This is a genomic window from Micromonospora sp. NPDC002411 (assembly GCF_053592955.1).
In genome coordinates, this window is record NZ_JBSFBM010000116.1 from 1 (window position 1) to 18412 (window position 18412).

Annotated in this window: 15 protein-coding genes, 1 tRNA gene and 3 pseudogenes; 10 read left to right on the plus strand and 9 right to left on the minus strand. The window is 70.5% G+C overall.

The window, feature by feature from the left end; translation table 11 throughout:
• Window positions 1-846: 1-acyl-sn-glycerol-3-phosphate acyltransferase (locus tag ACWCO3_RS15965; RefSeq protein WP_450010612.1), on the minus strand; the 846-nt coding region annotated here is incomplete at its 3' end.
• A gap of 176 nt (window positions 847-1022) precedes the next feature.
• Between ACWCO3_RS15965 and ACWCO3_RS15970 the strand changes: the two genes are divergently transcribed.
• From ACWCO3_RS15970 to ACWCO3_RS15980, 3 genes and pseudogenes are all read left to right on the plus strand, one after another.
• Window positions 1023-2435 (plus strand): cytochrome ubiquinol oxidase subunit I, encoded by a 1413-nt coding sequence (locus ACWCO3_RS15970; RefSeq protein WP_450010619.1) that lies wholly within the window; start codon window positions 1023-1025, stop codon window positions 2433-2435.
• A gap of 14 nt (window positions 2436-2449) precedes the next feature.
• Window positions 2450-3448 (plus strand): cytochrome d ubiquinol oxidase subunit II, encoded by a 999-nt coding sequence (gene cydB / locus ACWCO3_RS15975; protein WP_145781804.1) that lies wholly within the window; start codon window positions 2450-2452, stop codon window positions 3446-3448.
• Window positions 3449-3528: 80 nt separating this feature from the next.
• A pseudogene (locus tag ACWCO3_RS15980) lies at window positions 3529-3999 on the plus strand (arginase family protein); the annotation flags it as partial.
• Here ACWCO3_RS15980 and ACWCO3_RS15985 read toward each other — a convergent pair.
• The 5 genes and pseudogenes from ACWCO3_RS15985 to ACWCO3_RS16005 all read right to left on the minus strand — a co-directional run.
• A pseudogene (locus ACWCO3_RS15985) lies at window positions 3984-4223 on the minus strand (zinc-ribbon domain-containing protein); the annotation flags it as partial. The pseudogenes ACWCO3_RS15980 and ACWCO3_RS15985 sit on opposite strands and share 16 nt — an antisense overlap.
• Window positions 4220-5056 carry an MBL fold metallo-hydrolase gene (locus tag ACWCO3_RS15990; protein ID WP_145778557.1) on the minus strand — a complete coding sequence of 279 codons (837 nt, stop codon included), beginning with the start codon at window positions 5054-5056 and terminating at the stop codon, window positions 4220-4222. The pseudogene ACWCO3_RS15985 and the gene ACWCO3_RS15990, both read right to left, overlap by 4 nt.
• Window positions 5057-5170: 114 nt before the next feature.
• The gene (locus ACWCO3_RS15995) at window positions 5171-5632 is read right to left on the minus strand and encodes a RidA family protein (RefSeq protein WP_088950573.1); all 462 of its coding nucleotides are present in this window, start codon (window positions 5630-5632) and stop codon (window positions 5171-5173) included.
• Window positions 5629-5784 (minus strand): DUF4177 domain-containing protein, encoded by a 156-nt coding sequence (locus tag ACWCO3_RS16000; RefSeq protein WP_007466198.1) that lies wholly within the window; start codon window positions 5782-5784, stop codon window positions 5629-5631. Before ACWCO3_RS16000 ends, ACWCO3_RS15995 begins: the two co-directional genes overlap by 4 nt.
• A gap of 44 nt (window positions 5785-5828) precedes the next feature.
• Window positions 5829-6314 carry a hypothetical protein gene (locus ACWCO3_RS16005; RefSeq protein ID WP_145778556.1) on the minus strand — a complete coding sequence of 162 codons (486 nt, stop codon included), beginning with the start codon at window positions 6312-6314 and terminating at the stop codon, window positions 5829-5831.
• 530 nt (window positions 6315-6844) lie between these two features.
• Between ACWCO3_RS16005 and ACWCO3_RS16010 the strand changes: the two are divergent.
• From ACWCO3_RS16010 to ACWCO3_RS16020, 3 genes and pseudogenes are all read left to right on the plus strand, one after another.
• Window positions 6845-7426, plus strand: a pseudogene (locus ACWCO3_RS16010) (Rv0361 family membrane protein); the annotation flags it as partial.
• 26 nt (window positions 7427-7452) lie between these two features.
• Window positions 7453-8430 carry an ArsA-related P-loop ATPase gene (locus ACWCO3_RS16015; RefSeq protein WP_145778555.1) on the plus strand — a complete coding sequence of 326 codons (978 nt, stop codon included), beginning with the start codon at window positions 7453-7455 and terminating at the stop codon, window positions 8428-8430.
• 54 nt (window positions 8431-8484) lie between these two features.
• Window positions 8485-9636 carry an ArsA family ATPase gene (locus tag ACWCO3_RS16020; RefSeq protein WP_167524752.1) on the plus strand — a complete coding sequence of 384 codons (1152 nt, stop codon included), beginning with the start codon at window positions 8485-8487 and terminating at the stop codon, window positions 9634-9636.
• Between the two features lie 6 nt (window positions 9637-9642).
• Here the strand turns inward: ACWCO3_RS16020 and ACWCO3_RS16025 are convergent, their stop codons facing one another.
• A complete protein-coding gene (locus ACWCO3_RS16025; RefSeq protein WP_145778553.1) occupies window positions 9643-9963 on the minus strand; it encodes a WhiB family transcriptional regulator in 321 nt (106 codons plus the stop codon).
• Window positions 9964-10370: 407 nt separating this feature from the next.
• On the opposite strand from ACWCO3_RS16025, the gene ACWCO3_RS16030 reads away from it, so the two are divergent.
• A complete protein-coding gene (locus tag ACWCO3_RS16030) occupies window positions 10371-12800 on the plus strand; it encodes a penicillin-binding protein (protein ID WP_145778552.1) in 2430 nt (809 codons plus the stop codon).
• Between the two features lie 94 nt (window positions 12801-12894).
• Here ACWCO3_RS16030 and ACWCO3_RS16035 read toward each other — a convergent pair whose 3' ends face one another.
• Complete coding sequence (locus ACWCO3_RS16035) at window positions 12895-13350, minus strand: GatB/YqeY domain-containing protein (RefSeq protein WP_145778551.1); 456 nt, start codon at window positions 13348-13350, stop codon at window positions 12895-12897.
• Window positions 13351-13375: 25 nt separating this feature from the next.
• Here ACWCO3_RS16035 and ACWCO3_RS16040 point away from each other — a divergent pair, with 25 nt between their 5' ends.
• From ACWCO3_RS16040 to ACWCO3_RS16050, 3 genes are all read left to right on the plus strand, one after another.
• On the plus strand, window positions 13376-14269 hold the full coding sequence (locus tag ACWCO3_RS16040) for a metallophosphoesterase (protein ID WP_145778550.1): 894 nt from the start codon (window positions 13376-13378) through the stop codon (window positions 14267-14269).
• Between the two features lie 215 nt (window positions 14270-14484).
• Window positions 14485-14561: transfer RNA gene (locus ACWCO3_RS16045), tRNA-Pro, on the plus strand.
• A 482-nt stretch (window positions 14562-15043) separates the two neighbouring features.
• Complete coding sequence (locus ACWCO3_RS16050) at window positions 15044-15859, plus strand: class I SAM-dependent methyltransferase (protein WP_145778549.1); 816 nt, start codon at window positions 15044-15046, stop codon at window positions 15857-15859.
• Between the two features lie 44 nt (window positions 15860-15903).
• Here ACWCO3_RS16050 and ACWCO3_RS16055 read toward each other — a convergent pair.
• On the minus strand, window positions 15904-18412 hold a 2509-nt coding region (locus ACWCO3_RS16055; protein ID WP_450010617.1), incomplete at its 5' end, for a right-handed parallel beta-helix repeat-containing protein.

The window sequence follows — 18412 nt, forward strand, 5'->3', positions numbered from 1 at the left end:
GATCTCGGTCCCGCCGCCGGCGGCAGCGCGGAAAATCCACTCACCACTCATCGAGGCGATCGGCGCCTGACTGCGTTCCTGGGTGAAGCGGTGGACGCGACTGAGGTCGCTCGGGCGACCCGGATCGACGTGCCGGGGCAGGTCAGGCTCGTCGGGGCGCAGCGGGGCGAGGGTGTCAGTGAGCGCGTCGATGATCCGGTCGGTGGCCCGGCGGGCCGCGCCAGGACTGGCGGCGGTCGACTCGCCCAGGTCGACGGGGGTGCCGAAGTGCACCCGGATCACCGGGCGACGCCACAGCGAGCGGGCGACGCCACCCAGCATTCCCCGGGGCGCCTGGTAGGGGAGCACCTCGTGCGCGCCCCACTGGGCCACCGGGACGACCGGGGCGCCGCAGGCCAGGGCGAGGCGGGCCACGCCGGTCTTGCCGCGTTCGGGCCACATGCCGGGGTCCAGACCGATGCGCCCCTCGGGGTAGATCAGGATCACCGAGCCGCGGGCGACAGCGGTGGCGGCGTCGTCGAGAGCCTGGTGGACGGCGCTGGTGCCCCGGTCGACGCGGATGTGTCCGGCGTGGCGCATGGCGGCGCCGAGCAGCGGCGCGCGGAACAGTCCGGCGGTCGCCATGATCCGGGGGGCGATGCGGCGGGTCTGGCAGGCGGCGACCATCACCAACGGGTCGAACGGGCTGATGTGGTTGGCGGCCAGCACCAGCGGCCCGCGACGCAGGTGCGCGGGGACGTCGCCGGTGACCTCGAGGCGGGCCAGCAGGCCGACCAGGGCCCGGGCCAGGAGCAGGGCGCCGCGCCAGATGAGCGGCGGCTGCCAGGTGGCGTACGTGGTGTTCATCAGCGCGACATCGTCGCACGCGGCGCCACGGTCGTGCGGGCGGGTCGGCCGGATGCCCCGGGGTGATCAGGGTCATTGGTCCCGGGCCGTTCCGGGCCGCCTGGCCCTGCCCATCGGTCTACGACAAGCAGTAGTATTTACTACGTCTCGTAGTACGGATGGTTGGGGGTTTTCAGGTGGACGCGTTGGACGTCGCCCGCTGGCAGTTCGGTGTCACCACCGTCTACCACTTTCTCTTCGTGCCACTGACCATCGGCCTGTCCGTACTGGTGGCCATCCTGCAGACGATGTGGCACCGCACGGGCAACGAGCGCTACCTCAAGCTCACCAAGTTCTACGGCAAGCTGTTCCTGATCAACTTTGCGATGGGTGTGGTCACCGGCATCGTGCAGGAATTCCAGTTCGGCATGAACTGGAGCGACTACTCCCGCTTCGTCGGGGACATCTTCGGCGCGCCACTGGCCATCGAGGCACTCGTCGCGTTCTTCCTCGAATCCACCTTCATCGGCCTGTGGATCTTCGGCTGGGACCGGCTGCCCAAGCGGGCGCACCTGGCCAGCATCTGGGCCGCCGCGATCGGCACCAACCTCTCCGCGTACTTCATCCTCGCCGCGAACTCGTTCATGCAGAACCCGGTCGGCTACCGCATCAACCCCGACAGCGGGCGCGCCGAACTGACCGACTTCCCGGCCGTGCTGACCAACAAGGTCGCCCTGATCACCTTCCCGCACACCCTGGCCGGCTCGTTCCTGGTCGCCGGGTCGCTGGTCGTGGCCGTCGGGCTGTACCACGTGATCCGCAACCGCGACTCCGCCGACACCGGCGCCTACCGCTTCGCCACGAAGTTCGGCTCCTGGGTGGTCCTGGTCGCCTCCGCCGCCGTGCTGTTCACCGGCGACATCCAGGGCAAGATCATGACCGAGGTGCAGCCGATGAAGATGGCCGCCGCCGAAGGGCTCTACACCACCGAAAGCCCCGCCTCGTTCTCCGTACTCACCATCGGCAGCCTCGACGGCAGCCGCGAGGTGTTCGCCCTCAAGATCCCGTACCTGCTGTCGTACCTGGGCACCGGCGATCCGAACGGCACCGTGCACGGCATCAACGACCTGCAGGCCCAGTACGCCACCCAGTACGGCGCGGGCAGCTACACCCCGATCATCCCGGTCACCTACTGGAGCTTCCGCTTCATGATCGCCTTTGGGATGGCCGCCGGCGCGATCGCCCTGCTGGTCCTCTGGAGCCAGCGCAAGGGCCGTACCCCGAGCAGCAAGTGGCTGCTGCGCGCCGGCCTGGCCATGCCGGTGCTGCCGTTGCTGGCCAACTCGTTCGGCTGGATCTTCACCGAGATGGGCCGTCAGCCGTGGATCGTCTTCGGCGAGATGCTCACCCGCAACGGGGTGTCCCGCAGCGTCTCGTTGGCCGAGGTGCTCACCTCGTTCACCGCGTTCACCCTGATCTACGCCACCCTCGCCGTGATCGAGGTCAAGTTGCTGCTGCGCTACGCCAGGGCCGGCGTACCCGACGTCAGCGAACAACCCGCCACCGACGACACCGACGACGCCGAGCGCCCGCTCGCCTTCGCCTACTGATCCCGGAGCCCATCGTGGAACTGACCACCATCTGGTTTCTCCTCGTCGCCGTGCTGTTCACCGGGTACTTCATCCTGGAGGGCTTCGACTTCGGCGTCGGCATGCTGCTGCCCGTCCTGGGCCGTGACGACCGGGAACGCCGCGTCCTGATCAACACCATCGGGCCGGTCTGGGACGGCAACGAGGTCTGGTTGATCACCGCCGGTGGCGCGATGTTCGCCGCGTTCCCCGAGTGGTACGCCACCCTGTTCTCCGGCTTCTACCTGCCGCTGCTGCTGATCCTGCTGGCCCTGATCGCCCGGGGCGTCGCGTTCGAGTACCGGCACAAGCGCCCCGAGGCGTCCTGGAAGCGCCGCTGGGACACCGCGATCGTCGTCGGTTCGCTGCTGCCGGCGTTCCTGTGGGGCGTCGCCTTCGCCAACATCCTGCGCGGGGTGCCACTGGACGCCGACCACGAGTACGTCGGCGGCCTCGTCGACCTGCTCCACCCGTACGCCCTGCTGGGTGGCGCGACCACCCTCGCGCTGTTCCTCACCCACGGCGCGGTGTTCCTCGCCCTGAAGACCACCGGCGACATCCGCGAGCGTGCGGGCGCGCTCGCGGTGCGCCTGGGCGTCGCCGCCGTGGTGCTCGCGGTCGGGTTCCTGACCTGGACGTTGAGCATCCGTTCCAGCACGGCCGCCGTCGTGCTCGCCGTCGGCGCGGCCCTCGCTCTGCTCGGTGGTCTGGCAGCCGCCCGGGTACGCCGGGAGGGCTGGGCGTTCACTGGCACCGCCGTGGCGATCGGCCTGGCCGTGGCGACCCTGTTCGCGGCGCTGTTCCCGAACGTGCTGCCCTCCACCCTGGACGCGGCCGGCACGTTGACGGCCACCAACGCCGCGTCCACCCCGTACACCCTGAAGATCATGACCTGGGTGGCGGTGATCTTCACTCCGGTGGTGCTGGCCTACCAGGGCTGGACGTACTGGGTGTTCCGCAAGCGCATCGGCGTGGCCAACATCCCGCAGCACTGACCGCTCGCCCGGTGGCGCGGGGCCGGGCCGCTGGAAAGATCGCCACCATGTGGAACCGGGATCTCGACGTGCTGGTACCGATGTGGCAGGGCGCGGACGACACCCGTGTGCGTGAGGGAGCAGCCGCGTTGGGTGCCCAGACCGAGCCGGGGACGCGGCGGGTCACGGTACCGGTCCCGTCCGGCGGGTCGGAGCGGCAGGACGGGGTCCGAAACCGGGCCGTGCTCGTCGAGGCCTACCGCGCCCACCGTGGGGTGCTTGCGGAGCACCGCCCGCAGCGGCTGCTGACGTTGGGCGGGGACTGCGCGGTCGAGGTCGCGTCGGTGGCCCACCTCGCGGGCCGGTACGCAGAACGGCTGTTCGTGCTCTGGATCGACGCACACGGCGACCTCAACACACCGGCGAGTTCGCCGAGCGGGGCGGCGCACGGTATGCCTCTGCGCCTGCTGCTCGACGCGGCCGCGGACGGTGCGCTGCCGGCGCCTGGTTGCCTCACGCCGGGCCAGGTCGCGCTGGTCGGGGTCCGAGATCTCGACCCCGCCGAGGTCGAGTACGTGCACCAGCACGACCTGACGGCCCGGTCGGTGACCGCGCCGACGCGTTCCGGGTCGAGGTCCTCCGACCAGGAGGTGAACTCGGAGAGGTCGCCGAAGAGCACGGTGACCACCCGGCGCTCGGCCGCCGGCAACGTGGCGGCGGCCGGCAACGCGGCACCGCAGTTGTGGCAGAACCGCGCACCGGGAACGGCGACGGTTCCACACACGGGGCAGGTCACATGTGCTCCAACCCACTGACCCCGGGTGCGGATTCCCCAGGGTCGACACCCAGATATTCGAGCTGGGCGCGGACCGACCACTCGGCCGCCCACCAGAGCGAGCGGTCCACGTCCGCGTAGACCGCAGCCACCACGTCGGCGGGGGTGCGAGCGCCGGCGGCGACCGCGGCCCGGACCTGGTCGAGCCGGGCCCGACGGTGCGCGAGGTAGAAGTCGGCGGCGGCGGCGCAGTCGGCCAGCGCCGGGCCGTGCCCGGGCAGGGCCGGGATTCCCCGGTACGCGGACAGCAGCTCCAGGCTGGCCAGGTAGTCACCCAGGTGCCCGTCGGGGTGGGCGACAACTGTGGTGCCCCGGCCGAGGATGGTGTCGCCGGTGAGCACCGCCTGCTCGTCGCCGTGCTCGACCAGGAAACACACCGAGTCGGCGGTGTGTCCTGGCGTGCTCAGCAGACGGATCTCCAGGCCGAAGCCGCCGAGGTGTTCACCCGGCTCGGTGAGCGGCTCACCGCCGATGGTGTGCGCCGGATCGACGGCGAGGACGTGCACACCGCCGAGCAGTTCGCTCAGTCGCGCGGCGCCCTCGGTGTGGTCGGGGTGGCCGTGGGTGATCAGGATCAGCCCGATGGGCCCGTGCGCGGCGATGCGATTCAGGTGCCCCTCGTCCGCCGGCCCCGGGTCGACCACCACGGCCCGGTCGGCCGACGGGGCGCGCAGCACCCAGGTGTTGGTGCCGTCGAGAGTCATCGGCCCGGGGTTCGGCGCGCGCAGCAGCGTTACCCAGGTCGGCAGCTCGTCGGCGAGCGCCGCCGCCGGCGCCGTCACGTGCCCGCTCATGGCTGCGATCGTACGACCCTGCCCGCCACACCCCACGATCTTGTCCAGCGAACCGGAAGGAAGGGCCGCAAAAGGGGCCCTTCCTTCCGACTGATCACCGGTGACGCCGACGCGTCAGGCGACCTCGACGATCAACTCGATCTCCACCGGGGCGTCGAGGGGCAGTTCGGCAACACCGACGGCGCTACGGGCGTGGCGACCGGCCTCGCCGAAGACGGTGCCGAAGAGGTCGGAGGCACCGTTGATCACCGCGGGCTGACCGGTAAACCCGGGCGCGGATGCCACGAAACCGGTCACCTTGACCACCTTGACCACGTTCTCCAGGCCGACCAGCGAGTCGACCGCGGCCAGCGCGTTGAGCGCGCAGCGCTGGGCCAGATCCTTGGCCTGCTCGGCGGAGATCCCGGCACCGACCTTGCCGGTTGCGAGCAGTTTGCCCTCGGCGATCGGCAACTGGCCGGAGACGTACACGTGCTGGCCGGACTGCACGGCCGGCACGTAGCTGGCCACCGGCGGCACGACCTCGGGCAGTTCGAACCCCAGCTCGGCAAGCTTCGCGTGCGGACCGTTGCTCACGCCTTGGGCCGCTTCAGGTAGGCGACCAGCTGGTCCGGGTTGGGCCCGGGGACCACGGCGACGAGCTCCCACCCGTCCTCGCCCCAGTTGTCGAGGATCTGCTTGGTCGCGTGGACCAGCAGCGGGACCGTGGAGTATTCCCACTTCTGCATCGCTGAAGGGCTCCCTCTCGGTGCGGAATTGTTCGAGGGACAGCCTACGGTCCGCCGGCCGGGCGGGACGCGGGACGCTGCTCCGGCGTGGCCGGCAACTCCCCACAGAGCCCTTCGTGCTCGTACCCCTGCGGGCAGCGGGACCGGTCGGGCAGCAGCAGGTCGCAGAAGACGCGGTGCCGGTTGTTCTGGTCGTCGGCGTTGGACACGGTGGTCTCGCCGGCGTCCAGCTCGGGCAGGAAGCCGAGGGACACCGCGACCCGACCCGCGAGCACCGTCGCCGCCGCCAGGCTCGGCACCCGGATCGGCAAATGGATGACGTAGCCCGCCTCGTCGTCGTCGCGGGCCCGCTCGGCGGGGCGGCTCGGCGTCCGGGCCGCCTCCACCTGCTCCGGCATCCGACGATACGACCGTTCGTTGACCGGCTGGCCGCTGACGGGCCCCCCGCCGGCCTCGACCACGAACCCGGGCCGTCGGGACCGGTCGTTGGTCGGGAACTGGGTGCGAGGGATGTTGTCCGCGTCGCGCATGCACTGCCTCCGGTCGTACCTCTCGGATCATGCTTCCGGCCCGGACGTATTCATCCGTTCCGGCCCCCGCACCGGGACGAAGGTAGGTCGGTGGCCCCAGTCCCGCCAATAGGACGCGCACAACCAGGCACCAACAGTCACATATGCGACAGATCGTCAGCGCGAGGGCGTCGACGTCGACCCGGATCCGGGTGCTCGTCCGTCCGACCGACGCCCGCGCGGCATGGCAGGGCGACGCCGATCCGGTCATCGACCGCTACCCTTCCGGTCGGACGGTCGCGCAGCGCCCGGCCGCCCGCTCGATCACGCTCGGCGCCCTGGGTGGCGGCGGGCGTCGCACCCCCGAGGGAACGACGATGACCCAACCGCCCAGCGGCGACCAGGCCGGCCCATCCGCCCACCCTTCGGCCCACCCGGAGTCCGCCGGCCAGTCGGGCCCCCCGGCCATCCCCGGCCAGCCAGCCCCCGCCGCACCGTCCGGGCGACTCGCCCTCCCCGCGTCCCCCGCCCAGCCCGCGCTCCCCGCGTCCCCCTTCCAGGCCACCGGTGCCGGACAACCGGAAGGGCCGGGCGGCTCCACGTCGGCTGCCGCCCCGACACCGCCGGGCGCCGCGGAGATCCCCCCACCCCCGCCGGCGTACGCGCCCTACCAGGGCGCGGCCGAGCCGAAGAAGAAGCGCGGCCTGCTGATCGCGGTGATCGCACTGGCCGTGATCATGGTGCTCTGCGTGGGCGGCGGCGCGGTGGCGTTCCTGACCCTGCGCGACGCCGAGAACGGTGAGGGCGCCAAGGAGCCGGCGGTCGCCGTCGACGAGTTCCTCACCGCGGTCTACAAGGACCGCGACGCCGCCAAGGCGGCCAGTCGGGTCTGCGCAGCCTCCCGCGACGACGAGAAGATCGCCGCGAAGGTCGCCGAGGTGGAGAAGTACGCCTCCACGCACCAGAACCCACGCTTCCGGTGGACCACCCCGAAGGTGGACAACCAGACCGGTGACCGCGCCACCGTCTCCACCCGGGTCACCATGACCACCTCCGACGAGAAGGTGGCTGACCAGGACCTGCGCTTCACTGTGGTGCAGAAGACGGGTTGGTGGGTCTGCGAGGTCGCGTGACCGCCGGGCCTGGATAGGCTCGACGGGTGTGTGCAGCTGAGTGGCCGGCCGACCCGGCCGGTACCGGATGGTCCGCCCGCCTTCACGTGGTGACCGGCAAGGGCGGCACCGGCAAGACCAGCATCGCGGCGGCCCTGGCTCTCGCGCTCGCTGCCGGCGGCCGGCGCACCCTGCTGGTGGAGGTCGAAGGACGGCAGGGCATCGCCCAGCTGTTCGGTATCGACCCGCTGCCGTACGAGGAGCGGCACCTCGCCGACGCGCCGGACGGCGGTGAGGTACGCGCTCTGGCGGTGGACGCCGAGGAGGCGCTGCTCGAGTACCTGGACATGTTCTACAAACTGGGCGCGGCGGGCCGGGCACTGCGCAAGCTCGGTGCCATCGACTTCGCCACCACCATCGCGCCGGGCCTGCGGGACGTACTGCTCACCGGAAAGGTCAAGGAGGCGACCACCCGCACCTCCGGGCAGCGTCGCGCGTACGACGCGGTGGTGTTGGACGCTCCGCCGACCGGGCGGATCGGCCGTTTCCTCAACGTGACGGCGGAGACCGCCCGGCTGGCGAAGGTGGGCCCGATCAAGACCCAGAGCGAGGGGGTCTCGGCGCTGCTGCGCTCCCCGATGACAGCGGTGCACGTGGTCACGTTGCTGGAGGAGATGCCGGTCCAGGAGACGGTGGACGCGATCGCGGACCTGACCTCGCTCGGCTTCGGCATCGGGAAGGTGATCGTCAACGGCGCTCGGCCCCGGCTGCCGGCCGGCCCGGCGGTCACCGCAGCGGAGCTGCGGCGCGGGCTGGTCGCCGCCGGGCTGCCAGCCGATCGGGACACCGTGGCCGGTTTGCACGGCGAGGCCCGGGACCAGCTCATCCGGCGCGAACTGGAAGATTCGCTCCGCGCCGATCTGGTGGAGCTGGGGCTGCCGATGCGCGAGCTGCCGTTGCTGCCCGACGGGGTTGACCGGGCGGGCCTGACGGCCCTGGCCCGGGCCCTCGTCAGCGCCGATTGACTCACACCTGAGCTCAGCACGGGCGCGTTGACCCACGCGGCCCGATACGCTCGATTGGTGCCTTCCGAAGACGCGGCGCCGCAGCTGGACGTCGACCAGATCCTCGCCGACCCAGGCGTGCGGATCGTCGTGTGCTGCGGTGCCGGCGGGGTGGGAAAGACGACCACCGCCGCGGCACTGGCTCTGCGAGCCGCCGAGCAGCACGGCCGACGCACTGTGGTGCTCACCATCGACCCGGCTCGCCGGCTGGCCCAGTCGCTGGGGCTGACCGAGCTGGACAACACCCCACGCCAGGTCAAGGGCATCGACGTGGAGAGCAGCGGCGGCGAGTTGCACGCCATGATGCTGGACATGAAGCGCACCTTCGACGACGTGGTGCTGCAGCACACCGATCCGACGAAGGCCGCGGAGATCTTCTCGAACCCGTTCTACCAGGCAATGAGCTCGACCTTCGCCGGCACGCAGGAGTACATGGCGATGGAGAAGCTGGGCCAGCTGCACGCCCGTGGCGAGTGGGACCTCATCGTGGTGGACACGCCACCGTCCCGCTCGGCACTGGACTTCCTCGACGCGCCGGCCCGGCTCTCCCGTTTCCTCGACGGCCGGATGCTGCGGCTGCTGCTGGCCCCGGCGCGAAGCGGCGGACGGAGCATGTTCAGCCTGGTCACGGCGTCGTTCGGGATGTTCTCGAAGGTGGTGCAGAAGGTCCTCGGCGCACAACTGCTCACCGACCTGTCCGGCTTCGTGGCCGCCCTGGATTCGATGTTCGGCGGTTTCCGGCAGCGCGCGGAGCAGACGTACCGCATCCTCCAGGCACGGGAGACGGCCTTCCTGCTGGTCGCGGCACCGGAGCCGGACGCGGTCCGGGAGGCCGCCTACTTCGCGGGCCGTCTGCGCGACGAGCGGATGCCGCTTGCCGGTCTGGTCCTCAACCGGGTGCACCGGCCGGCGGTGCCGGAGCTGGACGCCGAGCAGAGCCGGGTCGCCGCCGAGCGGCTGGCCGAGCTGGGTGGGCACGAGGCCACCGTGGACGTGTTGCGGGCGCACGCGGCACTGGCCCGTCAGGCGGTACGCGAGCAGCAGGTCGCCGCGCGCTTCACCGAGGCGTTCCCGGAGGTGCCGGCGGTGTCGGTGACGGCTCAGCCCGCCGACGTACACGACGTCGACGGGCTGCGGACGATCGGCGCGGCGATCAGCCGGCCGTGACCGGCATCAGTTGGTAGCGCTGACCAGGATCTTGTCCTTGCCGGTCTTGTCCTTGCTGTTCTTCTTCATCGCAGCCTCGAACATCTTGCGCCAGCTCGTCACCTGCGGGTGACGACGCAGCAGCGCCCGCCGTTCGCGTTCGGTCATGCCACCCCACACACCGAACTCGATCCGGTTGTCCAGCGCGTCGGCCAGGCACTCGTACCGAACTGGGCAGCTCCGGCAGATCCGCTTCGCCACGTTCTGTTCGGCGCCCTGTACGAACAACGCGTCCGGGTCCCCGTTCTGACATGCCGCCAGTGACGGCCAGTCAGTGATCATGCCCATGTGTACACGTCCCCCCTTGCAGTACCTACCGACCTCGTCGATGCACGTCAGCCGGCAATTCCCCCCGATCGTCCGGCCTGCCTTCCCCAAGGCGGCGCGGACGACATGTGGCCTTGTCGCCGCCCCCATCATGCTCTGTAGTCGACCGATTACGCAACGTTGTCGGCGAAATCCATCATTCCGGACACTCCCGGCTTCCCGGGCCTTCGACCGCCGGTTACCCCGCCGAGGTCGGCGATAACGCTGCGCCGCCTCCCTGAATCGGAGGAGACTCACGCCAGGTCACACGCAACCAAGCACCGGGGGTCGTGCGTTTAGCACAACGAGGGCAGCGCGCGCAGGAAATGGGGCAAGAACGCCCCAGCGCCCCTCGTTCCCTACTCGCGTACCCTGTCGAGGTGACCTGGATGCGGAAACGTGACCACAATGTGCTGACCAACGCCGCATCGCTACTCGTGTGTGGCCTGTTGGCCGGCGTGGTGGTCGCTGCGGCGGCCTTCCCCGCAGTGGCGATGTCCGGCTTGGCCGCCAAGGCCGGCGCCGAGACATTCGGCGCCCTGCCCACGGAGCTGACGGTGGCCCGCGCGCCACAGATCAGCTACCTGTTGGCCGCGGACGGCAAGACGCCGCTCGCGACCATGTACGACGAGAACCGGCGCGACGTGAAGTTCGATGACATCTCGCCGTTCATGCGGAAGGCGATCATCGCGGCCGAGGACCACGACTTCTACAAGCACAACGGCGTCGACATCAACGGTGTCGCCCGCGCGTTCGTCAACAACCAGAGCGAAGGCTCCGGCCGGCAGGGCGCGTCGACGCTGACCATGCAGTACGTCCGGCTGGCCATCGCCTACTCGGCCACCCACCCGGCCGACGTGGTCGCGGCGACCGAGGACACCAGCGCCCGCAAGCTCCGCGAGATGCGACTGGCACTCCAGGTCGACAAGGAATTCTCCAAGGACGAGATCCTCACCCGCTACCTCAACCTCGCCTCGTTCGGCAACGGCGCGTACGGCATCTTCGCCGCCAGCCAGGTCTACTTCGGTAAGCCGCCGAGCAAGCTGAAGATCGAGGAAGCGGCGCTGCTGGCCGGCATGGTCAAGGCACCGACGACGAACGACCCGACCACCAAGGCCGGCTACCCGCTCGCTCTGGACCGCCGCGACTACGTCATCCAGAACATGGTCGAGATCAAGGCCATCACGCAGCAGGAGGCCGACGCGGCCAAGGCCGTCAAGCTCGAGGTGAAGGACAAGCGCACCCCGAACGGCTGCGTCTCCGCCAACGTCAACAGCTGGGGCTTCTTCTGCGACTACTTCTACCGCTGGTGGATGCAGCAGGAGACGTTCGGCTCGACAACGTACGACCGGGAACGGCGCCTGAAGAGCGGCGGCTACACGGTCGTGACCTCGATCGACGTCCAGGCGCAGAAGGCCGCGGACAAGGCCGTCCGGAAGGCCAAGAGCGAGAACAGCAAGGAAGCCGCCATGGTCGCGGTGGTCGAGCCCGGCACCGGCCGGGTCCGGGCGCTCGCGGTGAACAGGCAGTTCAAGCTGGACGACCCGAAGAACCCGAAGAACAAGATCTCCAGCGACCCGGCGAAGAGCAAGAAGAAGATCCGGGGCAACTACCCGGCCACGGTGAACCCGCTGCTCACCGGCGGCGACGGCATCACCGGCTACCAGGCCGGCTCGACCTTCAAGATGTTCACCATCGTGGCGGCGCTGGAGAAGGGCATCCCGCTCAGCTACAACATCAACGCGCCGAAGCAGTTCAAGTCGGAATACATCATCCAACCCGGTCCGGCGGCCTGCCCGGGGACGAACTTCTACTGCCCCACGAACTCCACCGAGAGCATGGCAGGCATGCACAACATGTGGAGCGCGTTCGGCCGCTCGGTCAACACCTACTTCGTGCCACTCCAGCAGCAGGTCGGCGCGGAGAACGTGGTCAAGGCCGCCAAGCGGCTGGGCATCAACTTCCGGTCCCAGGAAGACCTGGACCTGGAGAAGGGTGCGCACCAGTGGGGTGCGTTCACCCTGGGCGTCTCGCAGACCACCCCGCTCGACCTGGCCAACGCCTACGCCACCCTGGCCGCTGACGGCAAGTACTGCGAGCCGATCCCGGTGCAGGAGATCCGCGACCCCGAGGGCAACAAGCTGGACATCGCCAACCCGCGGTGCGAGAAGCGGTTCAGCACCGACGTGGCCCGCGCCGCAGTGGACGCCGCCCGGTGCCCGCTCGGTGACAGGTCGTCGTCCTCGAAGTGCACTGGTGCCACCGCCGGCAACGTACGCGGCGACGTCGGTTACCCGGTGGCCGGCAAGTCCGGCACCACCGACTCGGAGAAGACCGCCGCCCTGGTCGCGATGACCAAGCAGTACTCGGTGGCGGGCATCATGGCCGACCCGGACTGGCCGCAGACGAACGTGAAGATGAAGCACGGGGAGAAGGACGGCATCAACCCGCCGGTGTGGGAGACGCTGCGGGACGCCATGAAGGGCAAGCCGAAGATCAACTTTGAGCCGCCCGGCCAGAAGATCTCCGAGGGTGACCAGCGCAGCATCCCCGACGTGAAGTGCATCTCGGTGGACCAGGCGAAGTCCCGACTCAAGGGCGCCGGCTTCGAACCGGTCGTCTCCAGCACGAAGGTCCCCTCCTCGTGCAAGGCCGGCGACGCCGCCGGCACCAGCCCGGACGGTCGCACGATCAAGGGTGGCCTGGTCAGCATCCAGGTCAGCAGCGGTGGCGGCACGCCGGGCAACACCGACGGCACGCCGGGTAACCCGCCCGGCAACCAGCCCGGTGGTCGACCCGGCGGTCGTCCCGGCGGCTGAGCCGACGAGCAGACACGAACGGGCGGGCACCCTCCTCGGGTGCCCGCCCGTTCGTCTGTCCGGCCCAGTTGTGGCAGGCGCTGGTCCCGTTGGGTCAGAGACCGAGCTGTCGGCGTACCTCCGCGGCCACCCGGCCCCCCTCGGCCCGGCCCGCCACCGCGGCCTGGGCCGCCTTCATCGCCGGGCCCATCTGGTTCTTACCGGTGAAGCCGCCCGCGGCGAGCGCCCCCGACACCAGCCCGGCCAGCTCGGCGTCCGGGAGCTGCTTGGGCAGGTAGCGGTCCAGCACCTCCCCCTCGGCGGTCTCCTTCGCGGCCTGCTCGGCGCGGCCGGCGTCGGCGAACGCGGTGGCGGCCTCCCGACGCTTCTTGGCCTCCTTGGTCAGCACCGCGAGCACCTCGTCGTCGGTGAGGTCGCGCTTGGCCTTGCCGGCGACCTCGGCGTTGCCGACGGCGGCCAGGGCCATCCGCAGCGTGGAGGTGGTCAGCTCGTCGCGCGCCTTGAGCGCGGAACGCATGTCGGCGGTGAGGCGGTCCTTCAGCGTGCTCATGGACGGTCAAACTACCCTGAACGCCATGCGAAAGCGCACACTATTCCGGCTTGCCGCCGGAACCGCCACGGTCGGCGCGGCCACCCTCGCGTACGCGTCGCTCATCGAGCGCAACATGTTCACACTGCGGCGGTACGACGTGCCGGTGCTTCCGGCCGACGCCGAACCGCTGCGTGTGCTGCACCTGTCCGACCTGCACATGATGCCCGACCAGGCGCGCAAGCAGCGCTGGGTGGCGTCGCTGGCCGCCCTGGACCCCGACCTGGTGGTGGTGACCGGCGACAACATGGCCCACCCGGGGGCGGTCCCCGGGGTGCTGCGGGCCCTCCAGCCACTGCTGGACTTCCCCGGCGCGTTCGTCTTCGGCTCCAACGACTACACCGGCCCGGTGTTGAAGAACCCGTTCACCTACTTCCTGCCCGACCGGGAGTACACCGAGGGCGTCGAGCTGCCCTACGAGGAGCTTCGCCAGGTCTTCACCGGCGCCGGTTGGGTCGACCTCAACAACGCCCGGACCATGCTGAAGGCCGGCGGTCGGCAGCTCGACCTGGTCGGCGTTGACGATCCCCACATCGAACGGGACGACTACCCCGCCGTGTCCGGCGCGGTCTCGTCCTCGGCCGACCTGTCCATCGCGGTGACGCACTCCCCCGAACCACGGGTGCTCGACCAGATGGCGGCGGACGGCTTCGGGCTGCTGCTGGCCGGGCACACCCACGGCGGTCAGGTCTGCGTACCGGGCTACGGGGCGCTGGTGACCAACTGCGGCCTGCCCCGCTCGATGGCGCGCGGTCTGCACCGGTGGCCGGGATCGGACTCCTGGCTGCACGTCTCCGCCGGCCTGGGCACCCACCCCACCGCCCCGGTCCGCTTCGCCTGCCCCCCGGAGGCCAGCATCCTGACCCTCATCCCCCGCTGACCCACACCAGGCCCATCGGGCGGGCCCGTCGGCCGCGCTTGCCGGGTCAAGATCCGCGCAACATCGGGGATGTTGCTGCCTCGGCGCGTTCTGAGGCAGCAACATCGGCGATAGTGTGCGGATCTTGGGCGCCGCGCTGTGGCGGGGTGCGCCGGGTGGCGGGGGTACCGAGTTTGACCATCGGACCGGGTGGGCTACTATTTGTCGGCACGCCTCGGGGTGTGGCGCAGCTTGGTAGCGCGCTTCGTTCGGGACGAAGAGGTCGTCGGTTCGAATCCGGCCACCCCGACCAGAGGTAACAGCAGGTCAAGGCCCCTCCACCGAGGGGCCTTGATTCGTTTCCAGGGCTCATCGCTCATTCCGAGGCAGCGAGAAGGCAGCAAACGACGCGAGCACCCTGCAATCCTGGTCCCGCGTCGAATGCAAGGCCTACCTCGACGACCGGATCATCCCGGCGCTCAGCGCCAAGGCCAACATCCCCGAAACCTAAGGCCGCTCCTACGGCAGGCACTCAATGCCCTCCCCTGACGCAGACGGTGGTCGTCAGACGGCCGGATCGTGGCGGTCGACACCCCTACCGGCGGCCCTCCAAGTCGGGAGACGGACACCCCGTCGGCGAGCCGCCGCGACGACGCGTCGGAAAGCCGTGACGGGCGGCGTTCCGCAGGATCCGCTCGGGCTTTGTGCCACCAATATAGGTGTTTCTACCGATCCCTGGAGGTGCTGCCACGCCTAGCGTCGGTGGCACGACGAGCCGCCCAAGGGAGACCACTGATGACCACCGCACTCGACCTCACCGCCGTGAAGGCACGCCAGCAGGTGACCTGGGCCAGCGGCGACTACGGCGCTGTCGCCGCGCTCATCCACCCGATCTCCGAGTTGCTGGTGACGGAGGCCGATCTGTCCGCCGGCGCGCGGGTGCTGGACGTGGCGACCGGCACCGGCAACGCCGCCATCGCCGCCGCCCGCTGCGGCTGCGTCGTGACCGGCGTCGACTACGTACCCGAACTGTTGGCCCGGGGTCAGGCGCGGGCCGAGGCGGAGCGCCTCCCGGTCACGTTCGTGACCGGGGACGCCGAACGCCTGGCGTACGTCGACGGCGCCTTCGACGCGGTGCTCTCCGTCGTCGGCGTGATGTTCGCTCCGAGCCAGGAGCGGGCGGCGGCCGAGCTGGTCCGGGTCTGCCGGCCGGGCGGCACGGTGGCCCTGGCGTCGTGGACGCCGCAGGGATTCATCGGCGAGTTGTTCCGCACGGTTGGGCGGCACGTGCCGCCACCGGCAGGGCTGCGCCCGCCGGTGCAGTGGGGCGACGAGGGCCGGGTCCGCGAGTTGCTCGGCGGGTCCGTGGGCGACCTGCGAGCGGTACGCCGGGAGTTCGTCTTCCGCTTCGGCACGCCGGAGGAGTTCGCTCTCTTCTTCCGCGGCAACTACGGCCCGACGTTGAAGGCGTTCGAGGCGCTGCCCGAGGAGCGACGTGCCGAGCTGCACGCCGACCTGGTGCAGCTGGCCCGTACGCACAACCGGGCCACCGACGGAACCGTGCGGATTCCGGCCGAGTACTTGGAGGTGGTGGCCGAGCGGACGGCGTGAGGGCGACCGCCCCTCGCCCGTCGCGGGCGAGGGGCGGCGCGGGCTCAGGCGGCGGGGATGAAGTAGCCCGCCTGGTCGACGAGCACGTGACTGCTGCCGGAACTGTTGTTGTACAGGGAGATCCTCGCCTCGCGGGTCTTGATCACCGCGAGGTTCGAGGCCGTCTCGCCGGCGACGAAGTTGACGTTCGAGGCGGTGGGCGGCGCCGTCCACGAGGGGAAGGCTGTGAGAAGGCCGGCGGTGGTCGGAGCAGTGACGGTCAGGTTGGCCACGAACGCGGTGGGGGCGGGGCAGTCCGACCCGCATCCGCCGCCGTCGAACGCCTTGTAGTACCAGGGCTCGACGCTCGCCACCGCCTGCTTCTCCAGTGGGCCGGCGGCGCGATCGATCAGGCCGTTGCCGGTGCGGCTGTCGGCGATCCGGAACGGCCCGTACGGCACGTAGGTCTGCGTCGCGCCGGAGGCCGCGGAGCCGAAGTAGCCGGCCAGGTCGGCGACGACGTGGGTGGTGCCGGAGCTGACGTTGCGGATCGCCACCTTGCCGCCCACGACCCGCACGGTGACCAGGTTGGGGATCGTCTGCCCGGCCACGAAGTTCAGGTTGGACGCCACCGGCACCGGCGTACCGTCCGGGTAGACGGTGAGCACCCCGGCGGTCGTCGGCTGGGTGACCGTGACGTTGAGGATCGCGGCGGTCGCGTCGGCGGGGAGGACGCCGGAGAGGTCGACGCGCAGGTCGGCGTTCGGGGCGACCGGAGCTGCCGAGCGGGTGTCCAACACCCGCGTCGGTGCGAGTGGCGCGAAGCCCGAGCCGTGGGCGCTGTAGTAGCCCTGGAGATCGGCGACCAGGTGGACCGTGCCCCCGCTGGCGTTCTCCAGGTAGATCCGGCCGTCGCGCACCGGCACGGTGACCAGATTCGGCACGGTCTCCTTGGCCACGAAGTTGACGCTCGACGTGGTGGTGGGCGTGCCGGCGTCGGGGTAGACCTTCACGAACCCGGCGGTGGTGGGGCCGGTGACGGTGACGTTCAGGACGATCGAGCTGATGTCGGCGGCTGGAACGCCACCCACCTGGGGCAGGTCGAGGGTCACCCGGCCGCCGGCGGCGACCGGCGCCGTGGTCGGAATGCCGAGGGCAGCGCGGGTGTCCAGCAGCCGCGTCGGCGCGACCGCCGTGTAGTGCGAGCCGGTCACCGTGCAGGCCTGATCAGTGCGCCCGACGCCGCCGTTCACACGGCGGAATCCGTTCGGGCTGACGTAGTAGTCGACGCAGGCCACCCCCGCCCGGCGGTACGTGTAGCTGACTCGGGGCACGTCGCTGATGCGCGGGGCGGTCTGGTCGCCGAACCGGAACGCGTACCGGCCCTCTTCACGCTCGACCGGCCAACTGTGGCTCGGGGTGATGGTCGCCACCGTGTCCAGTGGAGCGCCACCAGCCGCCCGCCGGATATCGATCGCACCGGGGTCCAACGTCCCCTGGCGCTCCCAGGCGCCGCGGTCCCGGTAACCACTGCCCGTGCCGGTGTTGGCGGCCGCCGGGTCGTCGCTGTACGGGTTGCCCAGGATGTCACTCGGCAGGGCACCTGGGGCGGAGCCGTCCGCCGAGTCGATGGCGGGAGATCCCGGCCGGAGCGTGATCCAGCTCCGCCAGTAGTTGATGTCGACGATGTCGATCCCCGGGTTTGTCGTCAGGTCGTTGACACCCTGGCCGGTGGCCGCGACGAAGCTGTCCCGGATGGTGTGGGAGGTGCCGCCCCACACGTAGAACGGGCCGCCACTGACCGGATCGATCAGGTTGTGGTCAACGACGCTGCGAGCGGTCGACCCGGCGGCCACGGTGATCGCGGCGGCGGCGGCCGGATCGGCGCAGGCCTGCCTGACGCTGCCCGCCGTCGCGATGATGTTGTTGCGGATGCTCGCGCCCGGCGAGTCGCCGGCCACGTCGACCCCCTTCCCACAGGTGGTGATGATGGTGTTGCCGGTGACCACGGTGTCCGGGGCGTCGGTGACGACCATCCCGGCACGGCTGTAGCCCTGGTTGCCGACGACGACCGCGTTGACGGTGTCGGCCCCGACGGCCACCACGGGCCCGCCGCCGATCAGGAACCATTGGCGGCTGACCGTGACGTCGCGGGATCCACCGGTGATCCGCACACCCTCGGACGCTGTAGCACCCCGTATGCCGTTGCCGTCGATGGTGACCCGGGTCGAGCCGTCCACCGTCACCGCCGGCGCTCCGCTCACGCCCTCCACCACGAAGTCCCGCAGGGCCACGTCGTGCACGCCGGCGACGATGATGACGCTGCCGGTGGTCGGCCCCGCCATGGATCGGACCTTGCCGATGCGCACGTCTCCCCGGACCGCCGAGGCGCGGAACGTGATCGGTGCCTCGGGCGTACCGGAACGCGTCATCGTCAGCACCTCCTCGTAGTGCCCCGGCTCGACGAGGACGGTCTGTCCCGGTTGGACGACGGCCGCCGCCGCGGAGATCGTGCAGAACGGGTCGTTGCTGCTGCCGGTGCCACCGCTGGCGGAGCAGCGGTTCTGGTCCACG

What these genes read in the sequence shown, in the direction of transcription:
- ACWCO3_RS15990 (WP_145778557.1), bottom strand. Translation starts at nt 5,056, where the DNA reads ATGAGCGGGCACGTGACGGCGCCGGCGGCGGCGCTCGCCGACGAGCTG.
- ACWCO3_RS16050 (WP_145778549.1), top strand. Translation starts at nt 15,044, where the DNA reads ATGACCACCGCACTCGACCTCACCGCCGTGAAGGCACGCCAGCAGGTG.
- ACWCO3_RS16000 (WP_007466198.1), bottom strand. Translation starts at nt 5,784, where the DNA reads ATGCAGAAGTGGGAATACTCCACGGTCCCGCTGCTGGTCCACGCGACC.
- ACWCO3_RS16005 (WP_145778556.1), bottom strand. Translation starts at nt 6,314, where the DNA reads ATGCGCGACGCGGACAACATCCCTCGCACCCAGTTCCCGACCAACGAC.
- ACWCO3_RS16025 (WP_145778553.1), bottom strand. Translation starts at nt 9,963, where the DNA reads ATGGGCATGATCACTGACTGGCCGTCACTGGCGGCATGTCAGAACGGG.
- ACWCO3_RS16030 (WP_145778552.1), top strand. Translation starts at nt 10,371, where the DNA reads ATGCGGAAACGTGACCACAATGTGCTGACCAACGCCGCATCGCTACTC.
- ACWCO3_RS16035 (WP_145778551.1), bottom strand. Translation starts at nt 13,350, where the DNA reads ATGAGCACGCTGAAGGACCGCCTCACCGCCGACATGCGTTCCGCGCTC.
- ACWCO3_RS16040 (WP_145778550.1), top strand. Translation starts at nt 13,376, where the DNA reads ATGCGAAAGCGCACACTATTCCGGCTTGCCGCCGGAACCGCCACGGTC.